At 39.7% G+C, this 23,274-nt stretch carries 18 protein-coding genes; 8 read left to right on the forward strand and 10 right to left on the reverse strand.

The window, feature by feature from the left end; genetic code table 11:
- Window positions 1–29: 29 nt before the first annotated feature.
- Both fni and CYJ57_RS06255 read left to right on the forward strand, forming a co-directional pair.
- Entirely contained in the window at window positions 30–1,142 is a 1,113-nt protein-coding gene (gene fni, locus CYJ57_RS06250) for a type 2 isopentenyl-diphosphate Delta-isomerase (RefSeq protein WP_101954547.1), read from the forward strand.
- A 108-nt stretch (window positions 1,143–1,250) separates the two neighbouring features.
- The gene (locus CYJ57_RS06255; protein ID WP_143826746.1) at window positions 1,251–1,625 is read left to right on the forward strand and encodes a hypothetical protein; all 375 of its coding nucleotides are present in this window, start codon (window positions 1,251–1,253) and stop codon (window positions 1,623–1,625) included.
- Here the strand turns inward: CYJ57_RS06255 and CYJ57_RS06260 are convergent.
- A complete protein-coding gene (locus CYJ57_RS06260; RefSeq protein WP_101954549.1) occupies window positions 1,622–2,920 on the reverse strand; it encodes a pyrimidine-nucleoside phosphorylase in 1,299 nt (432 codons plus the stop codon). The two genes, CYJ57_RS06255 and CYJ57_RS06260, sit on opposite strands and share 4 nt — an antisense overlap.
- Window positions 2,921–2,933: 13 nt before the next feature.
- Complete coding sequence (gene rpiA / locus CYJ57_RS06265; RefSeq protein WP_180764422.1) at window positions 2,934–3,623, reverse strand: ribose-5-phosphate isomerase RpiA; 690 nt, start codon at window positions 3,621–3,623, stop codon at window positions 2,934–2,936.
- A gap of 144 nt (window positions 3,624–3,767) precedes the next feature.
- Between rpiA and CYJ57_RS06270 the strand changes: the two genes are divergently transcribed.
- Window positions 3,768–4,412 (forward strand): CpXC domain-containing protein, encoded by a 645-nt coding sequence (locus CYJ57_RS06270; RefSeq protein WP_101954551.1) that lies wholly within the window; start codon window positions 3,768–3,770, stop codon window positions 4,410–4,412.
- A gap of 53 nt (window positions 4,413–4,465) precedes the next feature.
- Here the strand turns inward: CYJ57_RS06270 and CYJ57_RS06275 are convergent, their stop codons facing one another.
- Entirely contained in the window at window positions 4,466–5,644 is a 1,179-nt protein-coding gene (locus CYJ57_RS06275) for an acetyl-CoA C-acetyltransferase (RefSeq protein WP_101954553.1), read from the reverse strand.
- A 158-nt stretch (window positions 5,645–5,802) separates the two neighbouring features.
- Window positions 5,803–7,014, reverse strand: a complete 1,212-nt coding sequence (locus tag CYJ57_RS06280) for a coenzyme F420-0:L-glutamate ligase (protein WP_101954554.1) — start codon at window positions 7,012–7,014, stop codon at window positions 5,803–5,805.
- A gap of 234 nt (window positions 7,015–7,248) precedes the next feature.
- Between CYJ57_RS06280 and CYJ57_RS06285 the strand changes: the two genes are divergently transcribed.
- Window positions 7,249–9,348 carry a heavy metal translocating P-type ATPase gene (locus CYJ57_RS06285; RefSeq protein WP_101954555.1) on the forward strand — a complete coding sequence of 700 codons (2,100 nt, stop codon included), beginning with the start codon at window positions 7,249–7,251 and terminating at the stop codon, window positions 9,346–9,348.
- 90 nt (window positions 9,349–9,438) lie between these two features.
- Window positions 9,439–10,398 carry a glutathione S-transferase family protein gene (locus CYJ57_RS06290; RefSeq protein WP_101954557.1) on the forward strand — a complete coding sequence of 320 codons (960 nt, stop codon included), beginning with the start codon at window positions 9,439–9,441 and terminating at the stop codon, window positions 10,396–10,398.
- A gap of 69 nt (window positions 10,399–10,467) precedes the next feature.
- Here the strand turns inward: CYJ57_RS06290 and CYJ57_RS06295 are convergent, their stop codons facing one another.
- On the reverse strand, window positions 10,468–11,433 hold the full coding sequence (locus CYJ57_RS06295; protein WP_101954558.1) for a ring-cleaving dioxygenase: 966 nt from the start codon (window positions 11,431–11,433) through the stop codon (window positions 10,468–10,470).
- A gap of 238 nt (window positions 11,434–11,671) precedes the next feature.
- Between CYJ57_RS06295 and CYJ57_RS06300 the strand changes: the two genes are divergently transcribed.
- Window positions 11,672–12,622 (forward strand): 2-keto-3-deoxygluconate permease, encoded by a 951-nt coding sequence (locus tag CYJ57_RS06300; protein WP_101954559.1) that lies wholly within the window; start codon window positions 11,672–11,674, stop codon window positions 12,620–12,622.
- A 31-nt stretch (window positions 12,623–12,653) separates the two neighbouring features.
- Window positions 12,654–13,823: a M20 metallopeptidase family protein gene (locus CYJ57_RS06305; protein WP_101954561.1), complete on the forward strand. Its 1,170-nt coding sequence runs from the start codon at window positions 12,654–12,656 to the stop codon at window positions 13,821–13,823.
- 116 nt (window positions 13,824–13,939) lie between these two features.
- On the opposite strand, the gene CYJ57_RS06310 is transcribed toward CYJ57_RS06305, so the two are convergent.
- The 5 genes from CYJ57_RS06310 to CYJ57_RS06330 form a co-directional block, all read right to left on the reverse strand.
- Complete coding sequence (locus CYJ57_RS06310; protein WP_101954562.1) at window positions 13,940–14,692, reverse strand: sensor histidine kinase; 753 nt, start codon at window positions 14,690–14,692, stop codon at window positions 13,940–13,942.
- Window positions 14,693–14,848: 156 nt separating this feature from the next.
- Complete coding sequence (locus CYJ57_RS06315) at window positions 14,849–15,673, reverse strand: class C sortase (RefSeq protein WP_101954566.1); 825 nt, start codon at window positions 15,671–15,673, stop codon at window positions 14,849–14,851.
- A gap of 64 nt (window positions 15,674–15,737) precedes the next feature.
- Entirely contained in the window at window positions 15,738–16,919 is a 1,182-nt protein-coding gene (locus tag CYJ57_RS06320) for an LPXTG cell wall anchor domain-containing protein (protein ID WP_101954563.1), read from the reverse strand.
- A 120-nt stretch (window positions 16,920–17,039) separates the two neighbouring features.
- Window positions 17,040–18,509: a SpaH/EbpB family LPXTG-anchored major pilin gene (locus tag CYJ57_RS06325; RefSeq protein WP_101954568.1), complete on the reverse strand. Its 1,470-nt coding sequence runs from the start codon at window positions 18,507–18,509 to the stop codon at window positions 17,040–17,042.
- A gap of 60 nt (window positions 18,510–18,569) precedes the next feature.
- On the reverse strand, window positions 18,570–22,766 hold the full coding sequence (locus tag CYJ57_RS06330; RefSeq protein ID WP_101954565.1) for a SpaA isopeptide-forming pilin-related protein: 4,197 nt from the start codon (window positions 22,764–22,766) through the stop codon (window positions 18,570–18,572).
- A gap of 193 nt (window positions 22,767–22,959) precedes the next feature.
- On the opposite strand from CYJ57_RS06330, the gene CYJ57_RS08095 reads away from it, so the two are divergent.
- Window positions 22,960–23,046 (forward strand): helix-turn-helix domain-containing protein, encoded by an 87-nt coding sequence (locus tag CYJ57_RS08095; RefSeq protein WP_425319858.1) that lies wholly within the window; start codon window positions 22,960–22,962, stop codon window positions 23,044–23,046.
- Window positions 23,047–23,274 lie beyond the last annotated feature (228 nt).

Genomic DNA, 23,274 nt, shown 5'->3' on the forward strand with positions numbered 1-23,274 from the left:
ATAACTTTGACTAGAGAAGGAGTCTTCTTATGCAGCCAATTGACCAACAACGTAAAGATGATCACCTCATTCATGCTTTAAAACAGCACGCGGTAAGTCCGAATACCGCTAATACGCCACCGACCAGCACTTCGCCTGCGTCTTCTTTTGATAATGTACGCTTTGTGCACCATGCGATTCAAGCTGACGGGATTGCTCAAAGTGAGATTTCGCTCACAACCCAATGGGCTGGCACTGAACATGCTGTCCCACTCTATATTAATGGGATGACAGGTGGCTCACCGACTGCCAAGCACTATAACCAGCAACTGGCAGAAATTGCACGCGAAACAGGCCTGCCGATGGCGAGCGGTTCGATGAGTATTGCTTTGAAAAATCCTACAGATGACGAAATTCGTGAGTCCTTTACCGTAATTCGCTCAACTCATCAGGAAGGTTTTGTCTTAGCAAATCTCGGTGCCGGCAAGACGTTAGAAGATGCCAAAAAAGTAGTGGAGTGGTTGGAAGCCGATGCGCTACAAATTCACTTGAACCGACCGCAGGAAGTGATTATGCCTGAAGGCGACCGCGATTTCTCGAAGTGTTCAGACCATATACAAAACATCATTGAAAATGTGGGAGTTCCCGTTGTAGTTAAAGAAGTCGGTTTCGGAATGAGCCGAGAATCAATCGCACACCTCATTCAACTCGGCGCACAGACAATCGATATTAGCGGTCGTGGCGGGACGAACTTTGCCCAAATTGAAAATTTGCGTCGAGACCATCTCGACTTTACTTTATTAGAGAACTGGGGGCAAACGACAGCGGAGTCGCTATTGGAATCCCTGCCCTATCAGAAACAAACAGAAATCCTAGCAAGCGGTGGAATCCGTCATTACTACGATGCCGTTCGTGCTTTCGCTCTCGGCGCACGGGCTGTTGGACTTTCCGGCCATCTCTTACATCTCGTTGATCAAGGTGGCGTTGCTGCCGGCGTGGAATTTGTCCAATCGACGCTCGAAGCCATTCGACATTGTTGCTTGTTATTAAATGCGCGCCGTGTTACGGATTTAGCGCACTGCCCGATCGTTCTAACCGATGAACTGAAAGACTGGGCGACCGCTCGCGGGATTGATTACTTAGAACTCGCACTACGCCAATAGTATGAGTTTGGAAGCGACTAAATGAGGAGTAGAAGCCTAAAGTGATTGATACTTTAGGCTTCTTTGCTTGCTCTAAAAGTCTGTTGACCGTAGTGTACCTGAAAGTGAGTGTTAGTAAAGAAAACAGGCGATGGAGCGACAGATTCTTTTAATTCAATGCTAGGTTTAGTAGATCAAGCAGACGGTTCTACTAATTGTGAGAAAAGTTTAGTAGATCAAGCAGACGGTTCTACTAATTCAAAGACAACTTTAGTAGATCAAGCGGACGGTTCTACTAATTCTCAGACAACTTTAGTAGATCAAGCAGACGGTTCTACTAATTCAAAGACAACTTTAGTAGATCAAGCGGACGGTTCTACTAATTCAAAGACAAGTTTAGTAGATCAAGCAGACGTTCTACTATTTCTCAGCCAAGTCGCCTTCCATCCCCAACAAAAAACCGTATTCCGACACTTGGGATACGGTCATTTGATCAAGTTTTAGTGAATCACTTCTTTGATTAAGGTGAGTGGCTCTGCTGAGTCGCTAATCTCATAGGAAGCTTGGAGTTGTTCCATCACTTCGGAGACATCCTCGCGGTTGGCATAGATCGTGGCAACGGCTTCGCCTTCTGCTACCGGGTCGCCAACTTTTTTGTGGATCATCACACCCACGGCGTAATCGATTGAATCGGTATACTCAATGCGACCCGCACCTAACAAGCTGCATGCGACGCCGACATCGTGAGCTTTCCAACGGCTCAGATAACCTGAAGTTGGCGCAGTTACTTCGATTTGATATTTGGCTTGAGGTAGTCGCTCTGGGTGATCCACGACCGATGCGTCACCACCTTGGCTTTCGATAAAGGTGCGCAACTTATCGAGTGCTTCGCCACTGTCAATTTTTTCTTGTAGCAATGTTTTACCTGCTTCGAAATCATCCACACGCCCTGCTGCTAACAACATTTGCGCACCAAGCACAAGTGATAATTCGGTCAGATCACTTGGACCCTCACCACGTAAGGTATCAATCGCTTCTTTAACTTCTAACGCGTTCCCTACCGCATGACCGAGGGGCTGGTTCATATCGGATAAGACAGCCAGTGTTGTTACACCGACTTCTTGCCCAATCTTCACCATGGCGTGTGCTAATGCTTCCGCCTGTTCGACCGTCTTCATAAAGGCGCCGTCACCAACTTTGACGTCAAGTACGATCGCATCGGCCCCTGAAGCAATCTTCTTACTCATAATTGAGCTGGCAATTAATGGAATTGATTGAACGGTCGAAGTTACGTCGCGCAAAGCATACATCTTCTTATCTGCTGGAACTAAATTTCCCGTCTGACCGACTACCGCCACTTTATTTTGGTTAACCAATTCGATAAATCGCTCCGGTGTTTGTTCGATTTGGAAGCCGTCAATCGCTTCAAATTTATCCAGCGTTCCACCCGTATGGCCTAAACCACGACCACTCATTTTCGCTACCGGAACGCCAGCTGAGGCTACGAGTGGCGCTAGCACGATGGTCGTCGTATCACCGACACCCCCGGTAGAGTGTTTGTCTACTTTGACACCTTCAATCGCTGACAAATCAATGCGGTCACCACTTTCAACCATCGCCATAGTTAAGTGCGCCGCTTCTCGTTCGGTCATCCCTTTAAAGTAGACTGCCATCATCCAGGCGCTCATTTGATAATCAGGAATCTCACCAGCAGTGAAGCCTTCAACGACGAAACGAATCTCGTGTTCCGTAAGCTCTTCGCCATTTTGTTTTCGTTCAATAATATCTACAATTCTCATGCGTTTATTTCTCCTATAAAAATTTCTCCTCACGCAAAATTTCACGCGTAGTACCATCAATATTTCCGACAATAATGCCGTCAGGATAGTTTAAGAATAATCCGTGTTCAACGACACCCACTAAGGTACTCAATTCCAAAGCAAGTTGTTCTGGATTGTCAATCTTTTCAAGATGTAAGTCAATGATATAGTTACCCGCATCCGTACGGAATAATTGGTCCTCTCCTACTTTGCGGAAGGCAGGACGATAACCACGGCGCTCAAATTCATAAAATAGCTTCCAACTACCAAATGGAATTACTTCAACTGGTAATGGGAACGCCCCTAATTGTGGCACTAACTTATCAGGGGTCACAATCCAAATAATTTCATTACTGTATTGGGCTACAATCTTCTCGTATAAGAGTGCGCCACCGCCCCCTTTGATTCCTTCGAATCGGTCGGTCGTCTCATCCGCTCCATCTACTAAGAAATCAATTCGCTCTACTTCATCAAGCGATACGACCGGAATATTCCACTCGCGCATCAATGCTTCCGTCCGTTTCGACGTAGGTACTCCCACAATATCTTGTAACTTCTTCTCTTGAAGCAAAATCCCAACTTTTTCAGTAAAATAATCGGCTGTCGATCCGGTTCCGAATCCAACAATCATCCCGTCTCGAACATACTCTGCCGCTTGAAATCCGGCTGCACGTTTACCCATACTCACACTGATGCACTCCTTCATTATAATGATACTGGTATTATATCATAATTTTTAACGGTTAGGATAACGTTCTCATTGCGAACAGAAATCTACTTAATTTTATGTTATACTTAGAGTACTGATATGACTTAGGAGGTTTCTATGAAACAGAAAGTAATGATCACTTGCCCTGCATGTGGCTTAAAAGGCGTTCGCGAAGTGGAAACACGTATCAATACCGCCACTCAACCTGAATTAAAACGCGCCTTACTACAAGGAGAATTACAACAATTCACTTGTGAAAATTGTGGTGCTAAACGCCAAATTCAATCTGAAATGTTCTACCATGATCCAAAAGGAAAATACATTATTTATAATATTCCAAGCTTAAAGCGCCGCTATGATGAAGTCGAAGAGATGATTGATAAAGCGATGCAAGAAGTTCAAGAAGATACGACTGATTATACGTTACGACTCGTTGGACTTTACCCAGAACTGATTGAAAAATCACAAATTTTTGACCACGGCTATGATGACCGTGTGGTTGAAATTGTCAAGTTATTAACCGATGGGCTCTTTGCGAAGGACCGGCCAAACGATAAAGTAGTTGCTCGCTATTTCTTTATGCATGAAGGTGAGCCGAAGATTATGTATATTACCGATAAAGATCAAATCTTAGTTGACTTCAATGAAAACTTACTGAAGTTCTCACGAGAGAAGTTCGACAAAATTAATCCTAAACCAGGCCAAGGGCACTTCCACCTCGTAAACGCAGAGTGGGCAGCGCGCGCCTTAAGCCAATCATAAATCATCCATAAAAATAAGGCTGGGACTTTTACGTCTCAGCCTTTTGCTGTAATTTATGGGTGATTGCGAATGATTAATGCCGTCCCTTGTCCGCCTCCTATACAGAGTGTCGCCAGACCGTACTGCGCTTGCCGGCGTCTCAACTCGTAGATTAAAGATACTAAGATGCGAGCCCCACTGGCTCCGATTGGATGCCCCAAAGCAATCGCGCCCCCATTGACATTCGTCTTCATCGGATCGAGCCCTAATTCTTGTACGACGCAAAGGGCTTGTGCCGCAAAGGCTTCGTTCGCTTCGACCAAGTCAATCTCTTCAATGGTCAAATTAGCCAATTGCAATGCTTTTTGTGAAGCTGGAATCGGGCCGGTTCCCATAATACCTGGCGAGACTCCGGCATTCGCTTGTGAGACTATACTACATAAGATTGGCCAATCGTGAGATTCCGCTAATTCGCGCGTTGTTAAAATGACCGCTGCCGCGCCATCATTAATACCCGATGCATTACCTGCTGTTACCGTTCCTTCGGGTTTAAATGCTGGACGCAATGCCGCTAATTTTTCCTCAGAAGTCTCGCGCGGATATTCGTCTTGGTCAAACACTACGGGCTCGCCTCTTCTTTGTGGAATGAGTACGGGCGTAATTTCTGACGCAAAACGATCTGATTCTAAAGCAGCCAGCGCACGACGTTGACTTTCTGCCGCATAAGCATCTTGTGCTTGACGTGTGATCTGATAGCGTTCCGCAATATTTTCAGCCGTTAACCCCATATGTTGGTTGCTGAAGACATCGGTCAGTCCATCCGTTAAAATCGAATCCTCGAGCGAGGCATGACCGAGCTTGCTACCCCAACGCTGCTTTTTAGCTAAGTATGGGGCCTGGCTCATACTCTCTGTCCCCCCTGCAACCACAACTTGATTTTGTCCAGTTAAAATACTTTGGACTGCCAGTTGAATCGCACGCAGACCCGATCCGCACACCATATCGACCGTAAAGGCCGTCTTATCTTCTGGAATGCCACTATGTATCGCAATTTGACGGGCGACATTTTGCCCTAACCCAGCACCTAACACATTTCCAAAGATGACTTCATCCACTTGTTGGGCACTGATACCACTCTCTTTAAGTAAGTCACGTACTACAGCAGTTCCTAATTCGACTGCAGAAATATCTTTTAAGCTGCCGCCAAAGGATCCGATGGCGGTTCGTTTTGCACTACAGATTACAATCTCCATTGTCGCCTCCGATAATCATATTGTATTTTAAATCTTTGTTTGAGAAAATTGATTTTTTACAATTATATCGAAGTTTGGTGATTAACGAAAGCTTTTACTACTTCCTTCTTCATACAAAAAAGCCAGCCCCGAATAAGGCTGGTAGACTAACTTCGTGATTAATTTGACGTAAAGTTATCGAAGTAACCTTGAATATAGACAAATGGCGTCCCTTTATCGCCGGAACCACTGACTAAATCACTCAGCGAGCCGATTAAATCTGGAATTTGACGTGGGGTCGTTCCTTCTGAAGCCATGGAATCTTGAATAGCTTGTTTATTTTGAATCGCTTGTTGCACTGCCAGACGTTGGTCCGCCTCGCTTAAATCAGCGTATTCATTATCTACCAAATATTTTAATTTCAATTCATTCGGACGTCCAGCTAAGCCTTCAGTAAAGGCTGGGGAAACAACCGGGTCGGCTAATTCCCAAATTTTTCCAACGGGATCTTTGAAGGCACCATCCCCATAGACCATCACTTCAATCGTTTTGCCGAGCGCTTCTTTTACATACGCTTGAATCGCATCCACCACTTGTTGGTTATCGCGTGGGAATAATTTCAACGTAGTTTCCGATGCTTTATTAGATCCAAGTAGTCCATAGGTTTCATTGTAGCCATGTTCTTGACTTGGTTCATTTAAAATGTCCGCAAGCGTTAGAACTTTCAAGCCGGGTTGATCAAGTCGCTGTAAAGCTTTTTCATTGAGTGAACGGCTGTGAATATCAGAAAGTAAAATATGGTCCGTATGATTGACAATTTCGCTCACTTGATTAGCTAAAATAATCTCAACTTCGGCCCCTTCCCCAGTCACAATCTCAGAGTAATAGTCCAAATAGTTAATTCCAGTAAATTGATGCTCATTATGTCCAAATAACTCAATCCATTCGTCATACGTAAAAACATCGGTATAAGGATTAACCCCTTTCTCGGCTAATTCTTCCGGCGTAATAATATGATTACCGACTTCATCACTTGGATATGATAATTGAACGGTGACTTTCTTAGAGGCTTGTGCTAAGCCTTTCAAAATCATTGAGAATCGGTTACGACTTAAGATTGGAAATACCACACCAAGGTGCTCAATCTTTTCACCTTGGTTAAATTTATGTTGAGCATCTCGACGAATGTCATCTACTGAAATATAGTTACCTTGCGCACGTGCTACGACGGATTCTGTTAAGGTAAAGACATCCCGATCTCTAACTTCAAAGACACCTGCCTCATGACATTTCAAGATACAATCTGCTGAGATTTTTGCAATATCATCCCCTTGATTAATAATTGGGGCTCGAACACCGTATACAACCGTTCCTACTAATCGCTCATTCATACTATCCCTCTTCTCATGATTTAGATTACCATTCGCATTAACTTTAGCTGTCAATACGCTATTTATTATACCTTAAAACATACGATTACTTAAGACTTTGTTACATAATCTAAACTAATTTTAAGGAAAATTGAATTAATATGATCGATTAAATTCAATTTATTGATATATTCACTATTAGCGTCTAAGATAGAAGTGATAGACCAAGGAGTCAAAATGATAAGGAGATTGCTTATGCACCGAACTATTAAAACCACTGGATTGAACTGTCCAAATTGTGCTGGAAAGATTGAACAAGCCATCAATCAATTGGCTTGGATCCAAACAGCAAGCGTAAATATTGCTACACAAGAAATAACCCTTCAAACAAGCGAAACACCGACTCAAGACCATCTCAAAGAGATTCAACAGATTGTATTGAGTTACGAACCGGACGTTACCGTCTATATCGAGCCACAGTCTCAAGATTCGCTAGAGTCACTCGAACCCCAACAAAAAAATAAACTCATTCAAATTATTAGTGCATCTTTATTACTCGCTATCGGCGTGTTTTTACTATACAAAGCACCCGGTTTCTCTCGCCTGACTTTTATTTTACTATTGATGGCTTACCTTATCGCAGGGTTAGATGTGATTACTGCGGCGTTAAAAAATATTACGCGCGGTGTTTGGTTTGATGAACACTTCTTAATGGCGGTGGCAACGCTGGGTGCCTTTGCGATTGGAGAATATGTTGAAGCCGTCGCAGTCATGGTTTTTTATAAGGTTGGCGAATACTTTCAAGATGCAGCCGTCGATCAATCTCGTGCATCGATTACAGCGCTGATGGATATTCAACCTACCATCGCACGCGTTGAAAGATCATCAGGCACCATCGAGATTTCGCCTGAAAATGTTCAAATCGGCGAAATACTCCAAGTACGTCCTGGTGAGAAAATCCCCTTAGATGGTGAGGTGATTGAAGGTGAATCGCAAGTCGATACGAGCGCACTGACGGGTGAATCACGTCTAACACGATTAACACCGGGGGACACCGCACTATCAGGTTGCATTAATCAAACGGGTCTTCTGCGTATTCGTGTCACCGAACTTTATCAAGATTCGACCGTCCGAAAGATTATTGAGCTTGTCGAACATGCAGCCAATCGTAAAGCACCTACTGAGCGTTTAATGACAAAATTCTCAAAATACTATACCCCAATCGTCGTCTTTGTCGCTTTATTCTTAGCTGTTATACCTCCACTCTTCTTACAACAAGACTGGAGCGAATGGTTAAGACGCGCTTGTACTTTCTTAGTTATCTCTTGTCCATGTGCTTTAGTTATCTCGATTCCATTAACATTTTATGGTGGAATTGGTGCCGCCTCAAAACAAGGAGTTCTAGTCAAAGGTGGCAACTACTTAGAAGCATTGAGCCAAGTTAGGACAGTCGTCTTCGATAAGACAGGAACTTTAACGGCAGGACAATTCCAAGTTCGCCATCTCATACCTGTGGAAGGGATTTCGGAAGAGCAGTTGCTCGAATTAGCGGCCATTGCAGAGCAGCACTCTAACCATCCTATTGCTGAATCTATTCGTCAAGCATACCACCAAGAGGTCGCTTCAGTTTCATTAGATCAAATCGAAGAGGTTGCTGGAAAGGGTCTACGAGTACAGTATCAAGGACATTCGCTGTTGGTCGGTAATGCTACGTTACTCGAAGAGGCGGGTGTCTCATTCAATCCTTGCAATGATTCTGGTACGAAAGTCTATGTGGCATACCAAGGTCAGTCACTGGGTGTTATTGTCATTGATGACGCACTAAAACCCGATAGCATCACCGCTATTGACCAACTTCGTACGCTTGGGATCGACCAATGTATCATGTTAACTGGTGATAATGAACAAACAGCCCAGTCCACAGCCAAAACACTCGAGTTAGATCGATACTATGCCCAACTCCTGCCTGAGGATAAAGTCCTTCTTATGGAGCAAATCTCAAAAGATTTACCTATAGATCATAAGGTGGCTTTTGTCGGAGATGGTATTAACGACGCGCCCGTTCTCGCACGAGCAGACCTAGGGGTTGCGATGGGGGCACTCGGATCCGATGCTGCCATTGAAGCAGCCGATATCGTCTTAATGACGGATGAACCTAGTAAATTAGCCCAAGCTATTCAAATCTCACAAAAATCAAAGCGGATTGCTTATCAAAATATCCTATTTGCACTCGGTGTTAAACTATTATTTTTAATCTTAGGAGCCCTTGGCCTCACCAGTATGTGGCTCGCCGTCTTTGCAGATGTAGGTGTCGCATTGATCGCCGTATTTAATGCTCGCCGAATGATCCGATAAGTCCTGTCACCCTCAAGACAAACCCTTATTAACAGCGAATTCGTAACGATTGTGATAAGATTTAAGCAATAAGATGAAAGGATGATTTTTATGAGGCTCTTAGTTGATGGTGTGTGGCATGATGAATGGTATGATACGAAAAGTACCGGTGGCCGCTTTATCCGAACGGATTCGCAATTCCGTCATTGGGTGACTACCGACGGTAGCGCCGGGCCTACGGGTGAGGCTGGGTTTAAAGCCGAAAAAGGCCGCTATCATTTATATTTAAGTTACGCCTGTCCGTGGGCACATCGCACATTGATTATGCGGCATCTGAAGGGACTAGAGGACTTTATCTCTGTATCTTTCGTCAACCCCTATATGTTAGAAAAAGGTTGGACATTCGAGGACTATCCTGGTGTGATTGATGACCCGATTCATCACGCAAAGTATCTATACGAAGTCTACTTAGCCGCAGATTCAAATTATTCAGGTCGTGTTACGGTTCCTGTATTATGGGATAAACAAACCGAGACGATTGTGAATAACGAATCCTCAGAAATTATGCGCATGTTAAATTCAGCGTTTGACGAAATTGGCGCCAAACCCGGTAATTACTCACCTGAAGAATGGTTAGAAGAAATTGATAAAATGAATGAGTTAGTGTATGACAATGTCAATAATGGGGTTTATAAAGCAGGCTTTGCAACCGAACAATCTGTCTATGAAAAAGAAGTCACTCGTCTCTTTGAGACACTGGATAAGTTAGAATTGCACCTCGAAGATCGTACTTATTTAGTTGGCGATCAATTAACAGAAGCAGATATTCGTTTATGGACGACCTTAATTCGTTTTGATCCCGTCTATTTCGGACATTTCAAGTGTAATATTCGACCGTTAGTCGATTATCCAAATCTTTGGTACTTCACACGGATGATTTATAATTTAGAAGGAATTGCCGAGACAGTCAATATGGATCATATCCAGCACCATTACTACGGCAGTCACCCAACCATCAATCCGAATGGCATTGTCCCTGTCGGGCCAGAACTGGATTATTCCTTATCATAAAAAAATAGAGCTAATCTTTCGCTTGAAAGGTTAGCTCTAACTTTTTTATTGGAGTATAATCGGTTTAACCTACTTCTTATAGTCTGGAATGGTATCAATTTGACGTACGGTCGCTTCAATTTCTTCGCGATTCGGCTCTAAAAATGGAGGCAGCGATAAAGATTCGCCCAGTGACTCATAATCTTCATCACCTAAAAATCCTGGCCCGTCTGTCGCTAATTCAAATAATAAAGGTTGCATAATAATGGTATACAACGATTCAAAGAAGAAACGATCGACAAGGCCTGATGAAGTTACCGCCAAATGATTCAGACGATCTTGCCATTCAGCGAGGTGTTCGTGATCTTTCACACGAAAGGCAATATGATGAATCGTACCATATCCTTGAGTACCTTGTGGGCTTTCGGTATCTTCTATTACAATAACTGCCCCACCATTTCCACCTTCTCCCGTCTCTAACCAATGCGCATCGCCTTCAGTCATTACCTCTTCGAAGAGATAGACCCCTTTGAAAACTTGCATAAACTGTTCAAAAGGAGCGACTTTAATAATTGCAGGTCCTAAGCCATAAATCGCATATTCCTCAGGAATGGGTCCATGTTTCCAAGGTGTACCTGGGGCTACCCCTTGATCATTTTCGTCAGATATTAACATGTATAGCTGATCATCAGCATCTTCAAAATTCAAAACTTTGCGACCAAACCATTCAGTAATCGCATCGTGCTCGACACCAAACTCTTCAAAGCGCTTTTGATAATATTCAAGTGCTTCGTCCGAAGGGACTCGGAAAGAGGTGCGATGTAGCTCATTGGTTCCATGCGTTCCTTGTGGAATTCCCGGAAAATCGAAAAAGGTCATATCTGTCCCTGGGTTTCCACAATCATCCGCGAAGAATAAATGATAAGTATGTATATCATCTTGATTGACCGTCTTCTTCACAAGACGCATTCCTAGAACCCGTGTAAAGAAGTCGTAAATCATCTCAGCATCACTTGTTATGGCAGTAACATGGTGTATTCCTAATAATGGTTCCATCGATAAGTCAACTCATTTCTATTTATTGTATTTTTAGCTTACAATAAGTGTATCGTAAGGTGATAAGATTGACAAAGAAATCGATTATATAGTAACTGGGATTCTACACTCTCTAACTATTTAAAAAAGTCTGTTTAAGAGACGAGTCTAAGGCACATTGTCTTAAATATTTTATTTGTGTTCCGTTTCCATTCTGATATAATTATCATTATTAAAATATCTGAAAGGAAAATTAAAAATGTTAAAATTTATGAAGAAAATCCCGGGTGGATTATTACTTGTTCCAATGTTTATTAGTGCATTAGTTGCGACCTTTGCGCCTGGCTTATTCCGTATCGGAGGGATGACGGAAGCCTTCTTAACGCCTAAGGGGACAAACTTTATTGTGGCATTAATTTGTTTTTGTTCATCAACCTTATTGGACTTATCAACGTTAAAACATGTTCTACGAAAACAAGGAAGTATGCTCTTACTCAAAATCGCACTTTGCTTTGGCTTAAGTTTCTTATTTAGTAATCTATTTGGGCCTGTCGGTGTCTTAGGCATTTCATCCCTTGCTTTTGCCGTGGCGATTACGTCATTAAACCCTTCTATTTACTTAGCTTTAATTAGTGATTATGGGACGGAAGAAGATCGTGGGGCTTTCGCTTTAACTGGAATTCTACTTACACCTGCATTCCCAATGTTAGTCTTTAGTATTGCCTCTGCTTCAAACTTTGACTGGATTAGCTTATTATCTGCTTTAATCCCAACGATTTTAGGGATTCTAATTGGTAACTTAGACCGTGATATGGCGAAACTATTCTCGCCAATGGTCGTTCCGTTAACTCCAATTATGGGATGGATCTTCGGTTCAAGTATTAACCTAATTGCAGCCGTTCAGTCGGGCATCAGTGGTATTCTATTGACTGTATTATATTACTTAGCAATGTTCCCAATTATTTATTTGTTCGAACGTTACGTTCTAAAAGAAGACGGTATCTCCACCTTTGGGATTACGTCGATTGCCGGTGCCTCTGTGCCATTCCCATTGATCTTAGCGGAATTATTCCCAGAAGTAGCTGCCTATGCACCTACAGCAACGGCGCAGATTGCGATGGGAGTTATTATTACAAGTATCTTAACACCGTTCGTTGCTGCTAAATTTGCACAACGTCATCAAATTGCTAAAAATCAACCGTTAGACTAAAAGAAAATATATAGAAAGAGGTCCAATCGAAATGACAAATTATTTCCAAGAAGCACTTCAGCTTAAAGATAAAATGATCGAAAATCGACGCCATCTTCACCAAATTCCAGAAGTAGGTCTGGAATTACCTGAGACTAAAGCGTTTGTAAAAGGTAAACTAGAGGAGCTCGGGTTAACTGTCAAAGAATATGGCGAATCAGGATTGAGTGTCTTAATTGAAGGTGAAAAAGGCCCAGGGAAGTGTCTCTTAATTCGTGCCGATATGGACGCTCTACCGATGAAGGAAGAATCGGGCTTACCATTCTCAGCTACCGGAGATAAAGCACATGCGTGCGGTCACGATATGCATACTGCGATTGCACTTGGTACTGTGGAACTCCTTCTAGCACATCGAGCTGACTTTAAAGGTTCGGTTAAGTTTATGTTCCAACCTGCCGAGGAAATCTTCAAAGGTTCGTACATGATGATTGAAAATGGTATTTTAGAAGATCCAAAAGTAGATGTGGCCATTGGACTACATACTTCACAAGATGATGTCCCACATGGTTTCTCTTATAATGAAGGATATGTCACAACATCATCTGATAACTTTAAAATTACCGTAACCGGACGTGGCGGTCATGGTGCATACCCACACTTAGCCATTGATTCTTTAGATGCTGCCGTTAAGATTTACCAATCATTCAATGACTTAATTGCCCGTGAAGTACCCGCACAAGATATCGCAACCTTGACCTTCGGTCAATTAGCAGGCGGTACAAATGCGAATATTATTCCAGAGACAACCGTATTACAAGGAACTTTCCGAACATATAATCCAGAAATTCGTCAAACAATCAAAGAACGAATTGATATCATTCTTGAATCGATTGCGAAGGCAACGCGTACGCAAATTGAATTAGAGTATGTTGCAGGCGTTCCAAGCTTAATGTCTAATCCAGAATTAACCCACGAATTGGTTGAATATATTCGTGAAGCTAATGATCAATTGACGATCGTTCCGGATATACAAATTATGGCAAGCGAAGACTTTGCCTTTGTAGCGGAACGTGTTCCAGCTACCTTCTTTATGCTTCATACGAAAGTAGAAGGCAATGACCGCAACCACCATGATCCTCGTATTCAATTTAACGAAGATGCGATGACCGACGGTGTTGGTATCTTTGCAACGAGCGCCATCAACTGGTTGAATAACAACTAATAAAATAATTTAAGGCTGTTCTATGATAAATAGGGCTGATGAAAAATATTTTTTCATCAGCCCTATCTTTATGTTCGATGAATTGCAATATTTATTGCAATTCAACAAAAAATTAATTATTCTGGACTTAATTTGATTTTAAAGACAAACGTTCGTTCATTATTTTCGACTGCATAGTCAATCCCATAATTTTTGAGTAACGTTTTGATGATATATAATCCTAAACAATGACTATCTTCTTTATTCAAATCAAATTTGATGTCCATTAACGGTTTTAAGTTAACTTCAGAATGCGTCACATTGACGACACACAACCAGTCGTTTTTAACGTCAATCGCGATGACAGTATTAGGTTCTGAATATTTGACCGCATTACTAATTAAATTGGACAAGACCAAATTGAGTGCTTTTTTACCAATTAATAGTTGTTCTGATTGAACGGTATTGTCAAAGGTCAAATGATTGCGCATGGCTAATTCATCATATTTTACTAAGACCGCATCTAACACCGATTGAATGGTGACCCATTCCTCATCATCCTTTAAATATTCTAAAGATGAAAAAGTTAAAATTTGTGAAATGTTATACGTTAATTCATTGGTAATATCCAAGCATTTATCAATATACAAATCACGATTCTTATATTTACCAATATTATATTTCATGTTTTCTAAGATTATTTTCATTCGCGATAATGGTGTCTTGAATTCATGCGACGAACCTCTTAAAAAATCATACTTTATCTGTTCAAGTTTGATGATTTCTTTATTTTTCACTTCGATGTCGTCAATTGAGCTCAACAATAATCGATATAATTCATTAATTTGTAATTTTAATTCTGCTATTTCATCAGCACTCTTTACCTTCAAATACGCCTAACGATCTAAATGATTAGTAACATATTTTCACTGCGAGTCCAAACAAAGTATAATAAACAAAACCGAGCCACTTCACCCTATCTTTAGCGTGGAGGTGCTCGGTTTTTGTATCGGCTCTTTATCAACTCTATTTGTCAAAGAGACATTTTAGTTTAGCTTATTTCTTTTCCTTCGGCTTAAAAAGCCTAATAAATTGAGAAGTAACACAATAGTGAGGATACCTAGAGTCATATAAAATAGTATTCGATATCTATTATTAATTCGATGTTCTTGAACTTGTTTTTCAGCGATAGCCTGGTCATAAGGCACTCGATGACCACGCACTAACAATCGATGTGAGTTTATCATATAAGGTGTACAGGTTAAGAGCGTCATATAATCATGACCGGGTTCTATCTTCAATTGATCGACTTCAGTAGGTTCAATGACTGAAATCTTATCGACTTGGTATGCAATGGTTTCTTTAACATTTTTATAATAGAAATAATCCCCTTCTGCCAGTTTATCTAAATCAGTAAAGAGACGCGCATTTGGTAAGCCTCGATGCGCAGTCAATACAGCATGAGTATTATTGCCTCCGACTGGTAAAGAAGAGCCTTCTAAATGGCCTACTCCTTTTTGAAGAACTGTTTCAGAAGTGCCAGCAAAAACAGGCAATTCTTCCGAAATTTTTGGGATGGACAAGTTCCCAATTTGTTCATGAATTTCCAACATAGAAGCATATTCCTTTCGTCCCGCAGCTATTTCTTCTTGGCTATAAGGATCTTCCACTTGGGTTAGCCCTTCGCTTTTTCCATAATATAAACCAGCATTAAAGGCATTTGCCAAATAAATACGCCGTTCTATTTCTTCGTCTGTTAATTTTTCAGCTTCTTTTTCAAAATAATTCACTTCTACTTGAGATGCTTGATAGTATAGGTACTGACTAACAAAAGGGAAAGCTAAGACACTTGCTCCAATAAGAAATAACAAAACAAATATGAATAAGACGAAAGGATTTTTCTTCTTTTTTGATTTTACCGATTTGCTCAATGAATTATTTTCCTTTCATACGTACTAATAAGTAACCTATACCTAAAATAAATATCGCTATTATCGAAAAAGGTAAGGTTGTCGCTTCGCCTGTAGATGGTAAGTCTTTGTTTGGTACTGATGGAAGATTAGGTTTATTTGATTCACGATGATTTAAGATGACCATTACAGTTCCGTTATAAAAACTTTCAGCCGTTATTTCAAAGGGAGTAGGTTCCGTTGACAAATGATAACTCGCACCATCTAAAACGGGTGCTTGAATTTCGACTAACTGATACTTGCCATAAGGTAAATTTTGCACCTCGAAATATCCATTCTCTGCTGACTGTATCATGTAAGGCTTTGAATCGACACGATACGTTTGATATTCATTGTTAACCCAATGTTGAACTTCAAAGACAGCTCCTGCTAGTCCAAGTGTTGAATCTTCAGCATCTACTTTTTTAAAATGATACCCACCTAACTCTACAGCTTCATTGTAGACAACTAGTTCGGTTGTTTCTAAACTATTTACAGTAACTTTGATGGTAGCTGTTAGCGGACGATACCCGGTTAGTGGTTTTATTTCTTTCAGTTCATACTGACCTGCTGGGAGTTGTTCAAGGTAAATTTCTCCTTTTTCATCTGTTCGTAAAAGTGAAGAACCTTTTCCATCAGTAGTGAATTTTCCCTCATTGAATAAAAGAGGAGTCAGTCCATTTTGATAATAAAGTTCAAATTCTACATCCGCTAAAGTTTTTCCTGCTTGATCTTGCTTTATAATTTTTAGTGCTCCATTCATTTGAGTACTTTTAGGATTGATACGTTGATGGTTACTTGTTAATTCAGCAAAAAAAGGTTGGATATTTTTGTTAAATTGATTTTTTGATAATGCCCGGACATAATAAATGCCTGCTGGAAGTGTAATCTCGGTATAGCCTTGATTATCAGTCTTATCAGTATCGTAATGCGTTGGAAATAATGCATCTAATTCAGCTATGCTAAAATTATTCATTTTTTCTTCTTGTTCTAGATAGGATAAATCCTCGACTTGCCATAATGTATAATGAATATCCGCTATTGGATTATCACTGTCGTGAATGATTAATTGATAACTTTCAGCAGCGTTAACCTGAAGCAAACTTACCCATGAAATAATCATCCATAGCATAGTTAGCCATAAGGTTCCTCTAAATAAATGTTTCATCCAACCCCTCCTTTTTCTTCCTTCATAACCTTTCCTTTCTTAAATCGACAAATGGTTTGTCAATTTAAGGAAGGAAGCGAAAATAAAATCGCTTCTGTTTCTTTTACTACGCTACTTTAATTAAGCAAATTTTTTGTATCCTAAAGCTGCTAATACCATCACAATTAAACCAATCACTACGAAGATAACAGAACCAATACCACCGGTATTTGGAATGTTCGGTTGGCTATTGTTATTGATAACTGAACCTGTAGGCTCTGCATGTAGTTCAACTTCATTTTCGTTATATGAATTTTGGTTAACAGTGAATTTTAGACCCTCTTTTAATTCTGCTGGAATCACATAGCCCTCTGGCGCTTTCGTCTCAATGATATAATACGTCATTGATGCTGCATCTAATGTTTGTGATGTCGCGCCGAAGTCGAGACCTTTTACTTCGAAAGTACCATCTTTTGACGACGTTAATTTAGTTGCTGAATCTTGGTCATCTACCCATGTAATTTTTCCATTTTCATCTTGTAACATGAATTTACCTTCAGTATTTTTGATGACAAATTCAGCACCTTCTAAAGGTTTTTTAGCAACTGGGTCTTGTTTTTTGAATTTTTTACCCCCTGTATAAACAACAGGGTCATTTTCTACTTCTTTTGTTATTTCACTTGAACCCTCACGTTTATATGTTAGTTTTGCATCGTTTGGTAAATTAGTCGCTATCTCAGCATCTTTCGTAATCACTGCGTCGTAACGTAAGTATACGGTTTTACCAGCATTCGCTTTTAAAGTATCGATTTGACTAGTTACGTCAAAGGTGGCTGTTTGTCCATTAACTGAAGAAGTAGGCGTAACAGGTGTTCCACCTTGAACAGTTGCCACATCCTTTGTACCTGTTTCTGCAATAAAAGCTTGAACATTGATTGGATCTGCAAAAGCTAACCCTGCTGATAAAGTATCGGTAAAAGTAAAGCTTGTTAATTCCCCTGCTGGAATTTTTGCTTGAATCCAGTAAGTAATCGTATCCCCAACCGCAAATCCGTCACTTTTAGCTTCTAAATTGGTAACAGTTTTGTCAATACTTGAAGAAGTAGTATTCTTTGGATATAAGTACACTTCTTCTCGACGAGTTCCGTCTTCGTTCATTAAAGGCAAACCTAAAGCAAAATCAGTCGCCACATAGCCTTCTACCCCTAAAGTAGCTGCTACCTCGCGGTTTTCAGTAATCCAGTAATAACCATCCTCTAATGATAAGTTTGCTAAACCTGCGCCAGCTGTAGTTACAGTTTCCACTAATGTTGTAGGTGTCGGTGGCGTTTTACTATCTACCCAAGCTTTATATTCATCTTGTGAGATCGAATAAATATCAAATCGAGCCCCATTGATATAAGAAGCGCCTGCGCCAAATTTTTCTTGGATATCTAATTGTGACCCGTCATGTTCAGATTCTGCTAACTGTGTATCTGACACAACTTTTGTAATATTAACAACGGTTGTGCTTGTCGCCGTTTGTGCATTGGCGACGATTGGTGTAAAAGTATTCATCACTAATGTTAAAACTAAAAATAACATTTTGAATAAGTTGTGTTTTTTCTTCATATTTAAACCTCTTTCTTTTTAAACCTCATTGAAACATTGCAACTTGAACTCAGCCTGAAATTAATCTCCCCTTTCAGTTTTATTTAGATAGAGGTACCCCGATGCAATCGAGGTTACCACGAGTAATAAACCAACAGTCGTATAAAGGAGTATTCCTGAACCACCTGTATTAGGAATCTTTGTTGGGAGATAATTTTTAACGTAATACTGATTTAGCTGTTCTGAATCTTTTTCAACAAAAATAGTATTGCCCGAGAGTAATTTGCTCTCTACTCGCTTAGTCACTTCATTATAAACGACTTCAATTTCAAATGGTTTGCTTAATAATTGATAATCATTCGGTGCTTTAATTTCTTTTATGCGATATCTACCTAAAGGTAAATTTGGGATGGTAATTTGTCCATTGGTAGTAATGTCAACGGTCTGATTAAAATCCGTTGTTTCCATCCCTAAATTATTAATCGAAACAACTTGGAATTGAGCACCATTTAAACGATTTTGATCGGTGATGGTTTTAGAGCCGTCAACTTTAACTAAAGTGATTTCACCAACTAACTTTTCATTCAAGACATTGCCCTCGGCATTTACCATTGGATTTTGAATATTTGTCATTTCAAGTGACTTACCATCCGCACTGACTATTAACTCAAAGGTCATCGGCGATTCAATACGTTTGTAACCCGAAGGAGATTTCGTCTCAGTTAACTGGTAAGTACCAACTAGTAAACCTGAGAATTTCACTAGACCTGTACTATCAGTGGTCACCACTTGCTTGAAGCTTGCATCATTTGTTTTTGTTAGTGTAAATTCTGCATTGGCCAATAAGTTTAAGCTGCCCTTATCTCTCTTCATGAAGCTCAAATCGTAAGTGAGTGGTTTATTATAGATAATCGCTTGCGAATTCTCCGTTACTATTAAAGTGTTGGCAACATTTTTCATTTCTAACCCTGTACCATCTGATTTTACTGCGATGTCGAAGGTCATTGATTGAGCGGGCATTTCATAGCCACTCGGCGCTTTCGTTTCTGTTAAAGTATAGGACCCCACCGTTAACCCATTGAAATTAATACTACCATCGGCTCCTGAGATAACGACTTGTTTAAAGTTGGTTTCCCCTGATTTCGTTAGGGTAAATTCTGCATTGGGTAAAACCGTTTGGGTATTTTGAGCTTTTTTAATTAGGCTAAAATCATAAGTATACGGTTGATTATTCACCACATTCTCGGTACCTTCAACTGTTATAAAGTTATTGGTTAAGTAATTTATAGTTAATCCAGAATTATCTGGTTTCGCTACCACTTCAAAGGTCATCGGGGTTTCAATCAGTTTATAACCCGTTGGAGCTTTCGATTCTTGTAGAGTATATTTACCAATAGTTAAATTGTTAAATTGAATTTTACCATCTTTATCAGATTGAATGGTCTGATTAAAGGTTGTGTCATTTTCCTTCGTTAATCTAAATTCTGCTCCAGCCAATACATTCTTATTCAGTGAATCTTTTTTAACAAGGGTTAAACTCGTTTTATAAGCTGTGTTTTTAACATCAAAAATAAAATCGAGTGTATGCCACTCATAACCACTACCATACGGATTGGGTAATTGCGTATAGGTAAAACCACCAGTAGTGTTAGGAACTCTTTGATAACGGTCGATTAAAAATGAAACTTGTCCGGTTGCCGGATTTTTCTTCACTTGAATTTTGTAACCATAACCACTCAATTGATAACCTATCGGTGACTTCGTCTCAAATAACCAGTAAGTGCCATTTTCTTTAATGGTATCCCTAATGACCGCAATACCACCCAAGGTGGAAATGGAGGTGATAGCAGTGCTTGGTGTATTATTAGTGCTATCATGACCATATAAAGTAAACGTCGCTGGCGAAGAGCTAATCGCATTACCCGCTTCATCTAACTTTTTAATATTTAAAGGATAATAATATGTCCCGGTTCCAGTGGAGCTATTTCCTGATGGAACATACGCATTAATTACACTGTTGGAGTGGAAACGATTACCGGGATTATCATAATCAGCGATTGCATTTAATTGCGCACCAATACTAATTTCTGTAGAACCAGGAACTTCTTGATGATTAAAGACTACAACATAGCGTTCACGTTGGTTAAGATACGAATTTGTCGTCCATCCTTTTGTTCTAGGTCTCCACATTTGAATATCATATCCACCATCAGCTCGTTCTATTTTGGTTACATTATTAGAAATCTCAGTCCAACCGGTTGTATTAGGTCTAAAGTTAGATGGTAAATCACCATAAGTATCCGGAACTTTATATATCTTAATAGAATTCGGGTCTACTATCATATTTTTTGAAAAAATACTTAGCGTAGCCTGTCCCAAACGATTTTTAGTTTGATTAACATAAATTGTAGTTGTATAGGTTGGTGGACTGGTTGTGCCGTTTATTGATATGGTGCTAACTTGAATGCTTTTATTTGTTTGCAAACCATAATCAAATGCCATCAATTCTGTATGAGTTTCACCCGCAAAATTTATTGATACTGGTGTAAAAACTTTATCGCCTTTATGATTAGCGTATAATTCTGTAAATCTCCATTGGAAAGACCACGTAATATCTTTTAGCATAGACACAATGTCTGTAAATGTATATTTAGCTGTATTAGTGGTCTCATCATAAACACCATTCGCAATGATACTACCATTTGCAGCATATAACGGCGGAACTGTTCTTGGTACATTTAGTGCACCGGGTTGGATCATTTCACCAAAATTTAAAGTAAAATAATCTCCCGGATTAACATCATTAGCTATAGAATAAGTCCCAGAAACAACCACATTGTCTCCCGACGTAAGCCAAACCATATTTTCACTTCCATCACGAGGAGTAGATGATTTCAAATCTAAATTCTTAAAGGTAATTGAACTATCTACCGCTCTAGGTGCCGATTGACTGGCAAATCGCGACATTTTGGAAAATAAACTCTCATTAGTAGGATCAATTACTGTTAATTCAATTTCGTAAATGGATTCTGTACCATCTTCATATAGAGCTTTAAACTCCCCTATACTAGTCCCGATCGTGGTAGTATCAGGCTCCGTTATCCATTCAAATCGAATAGTGTTAGGTAAATCATCATAATTTGATATAAACGTTTCAAATTCAATAATACTATCTTTTTCAACTTCCATACCTTGATTTAATTGTAATAATTCAGTTTGAGTAGTCGTCTCTTCTACATTCATCGTCAATTCTTCATTGATCTTTTCAGTTGAGTCCTCAATCAGATTATCTTCTGTCTCTTCGGTTGTCACTTTCGTTGTTAATTCCGTTGGCATACCATTTTCAATGGTAGTATTTGGTTCATAAAGTGTGTTAGTATCTGAAGTTACTAACTTTTCAACCGTGTAATCTTGACTCGCTCCACCTGAATAAACTGAATTAGTTGCTTTAACTTTATAACTCTCTTGAATATGATTTAAAACACTGGTCGTAATTGATATTTGCGTGTTATTTAACATTGCTGGAACAAAGATTTGAGCAACTGTTTGTTCACTATTTACATAAGCGAGTTGCCACATTTTTTCTTTATTGACATCATAAGGATCTTTAGGTTGAGTCAAACTTTCTGGATTGACAATACTTTCATCCCATACCGGTGCTACTGGCTCTACCGGTGGTAATGATACTCCTGGTGACCCTCCTCCAGAAACGGTTGATTCTGGAATAAGCTGTTCTGATTCTTCGTTCCCTGGTGTTTCCGTAACAGGTTCTACATATTGCGTCGTCTGTGCTGCTTCATATTCCGCTATATCTTGTAAATACTGTTCATATTCAAGTTGATAATCTTGAACAGCTTGTTCATATTGAGCAACAGCCGCCTTATAAGTTTCTACAACATGGTTATAATCTTTTAAATCTAAATGATATTGTTCCTTCTCTTTTAAATATTGACGATATTCATTTACTTTCTGAGTATACTGTTCAAAATTATTTGTCGTTGGAAGTTTAATTAAATTTCCATTGTTATCGATTAATCTAACGACACTAATTTTTTCAGTATTATTCGGAAATGTCAGTTCTACAAATTGATCTTCCACCACTAAACCATTGGCATTAACTGTTAAGACCCAATTAGGCTCTTGGTTTGGATAATGATCTAATGCTAACATCTTAGAAGAGTATTGCGCACTTGCAAACCCAACACTACTAAGAGCGGAGAGCAGATAGGTTATTATTAAGATGAGCGCCATAATCTTTCTGAATATATTTTGGTTCATTGGATATCTCCTTTTTCAATCAATGTTGAAATATTTAAAAATTAATAAAAGATAAAAATAAATAAATCTTATGTTGATTCTTTCTACATGCGAAACATATAACTGATAGTTTGTAAAATTTTTTATTGTGACAAATAAAAAAACATAACAGGTTCGTATAGAATATTAATAACAAAAGAACGGAGGACCTGTTATAAGCTACAAACACCTTACCATGGAAGAGCGTTCAAAAATAAAAGTACTTTATCAGGAAGGCTATCCGACTAGTCAAGTTGCTTAATCCATTGGGCGTCACAACTCGACGATTTATTTCGAACTTAAATGTGTTCAATTGCCGAACGCAAGACTCACTTCTATATCACTTTAAAGATGTCGAAGCAATCAAAGGTTTCGACGCTTTTTGTTGTGAATCTCATCTACAAATGATAATGTCTCAAGTAACCGTAAATGAAAATGTCCCACTTTAGTGTATATTAAATCTAAGGAGGGATCTCAATGGAGGATTATC

The sequence above is a fragment of the Falseniella ignava genome (genome assembly GCF_002847645.1).
GTDB lineage: Bacteria > Bacillota > Bacilli > Lactobacillales > Aerococcaceae > Falseniella > Falseniella ignava.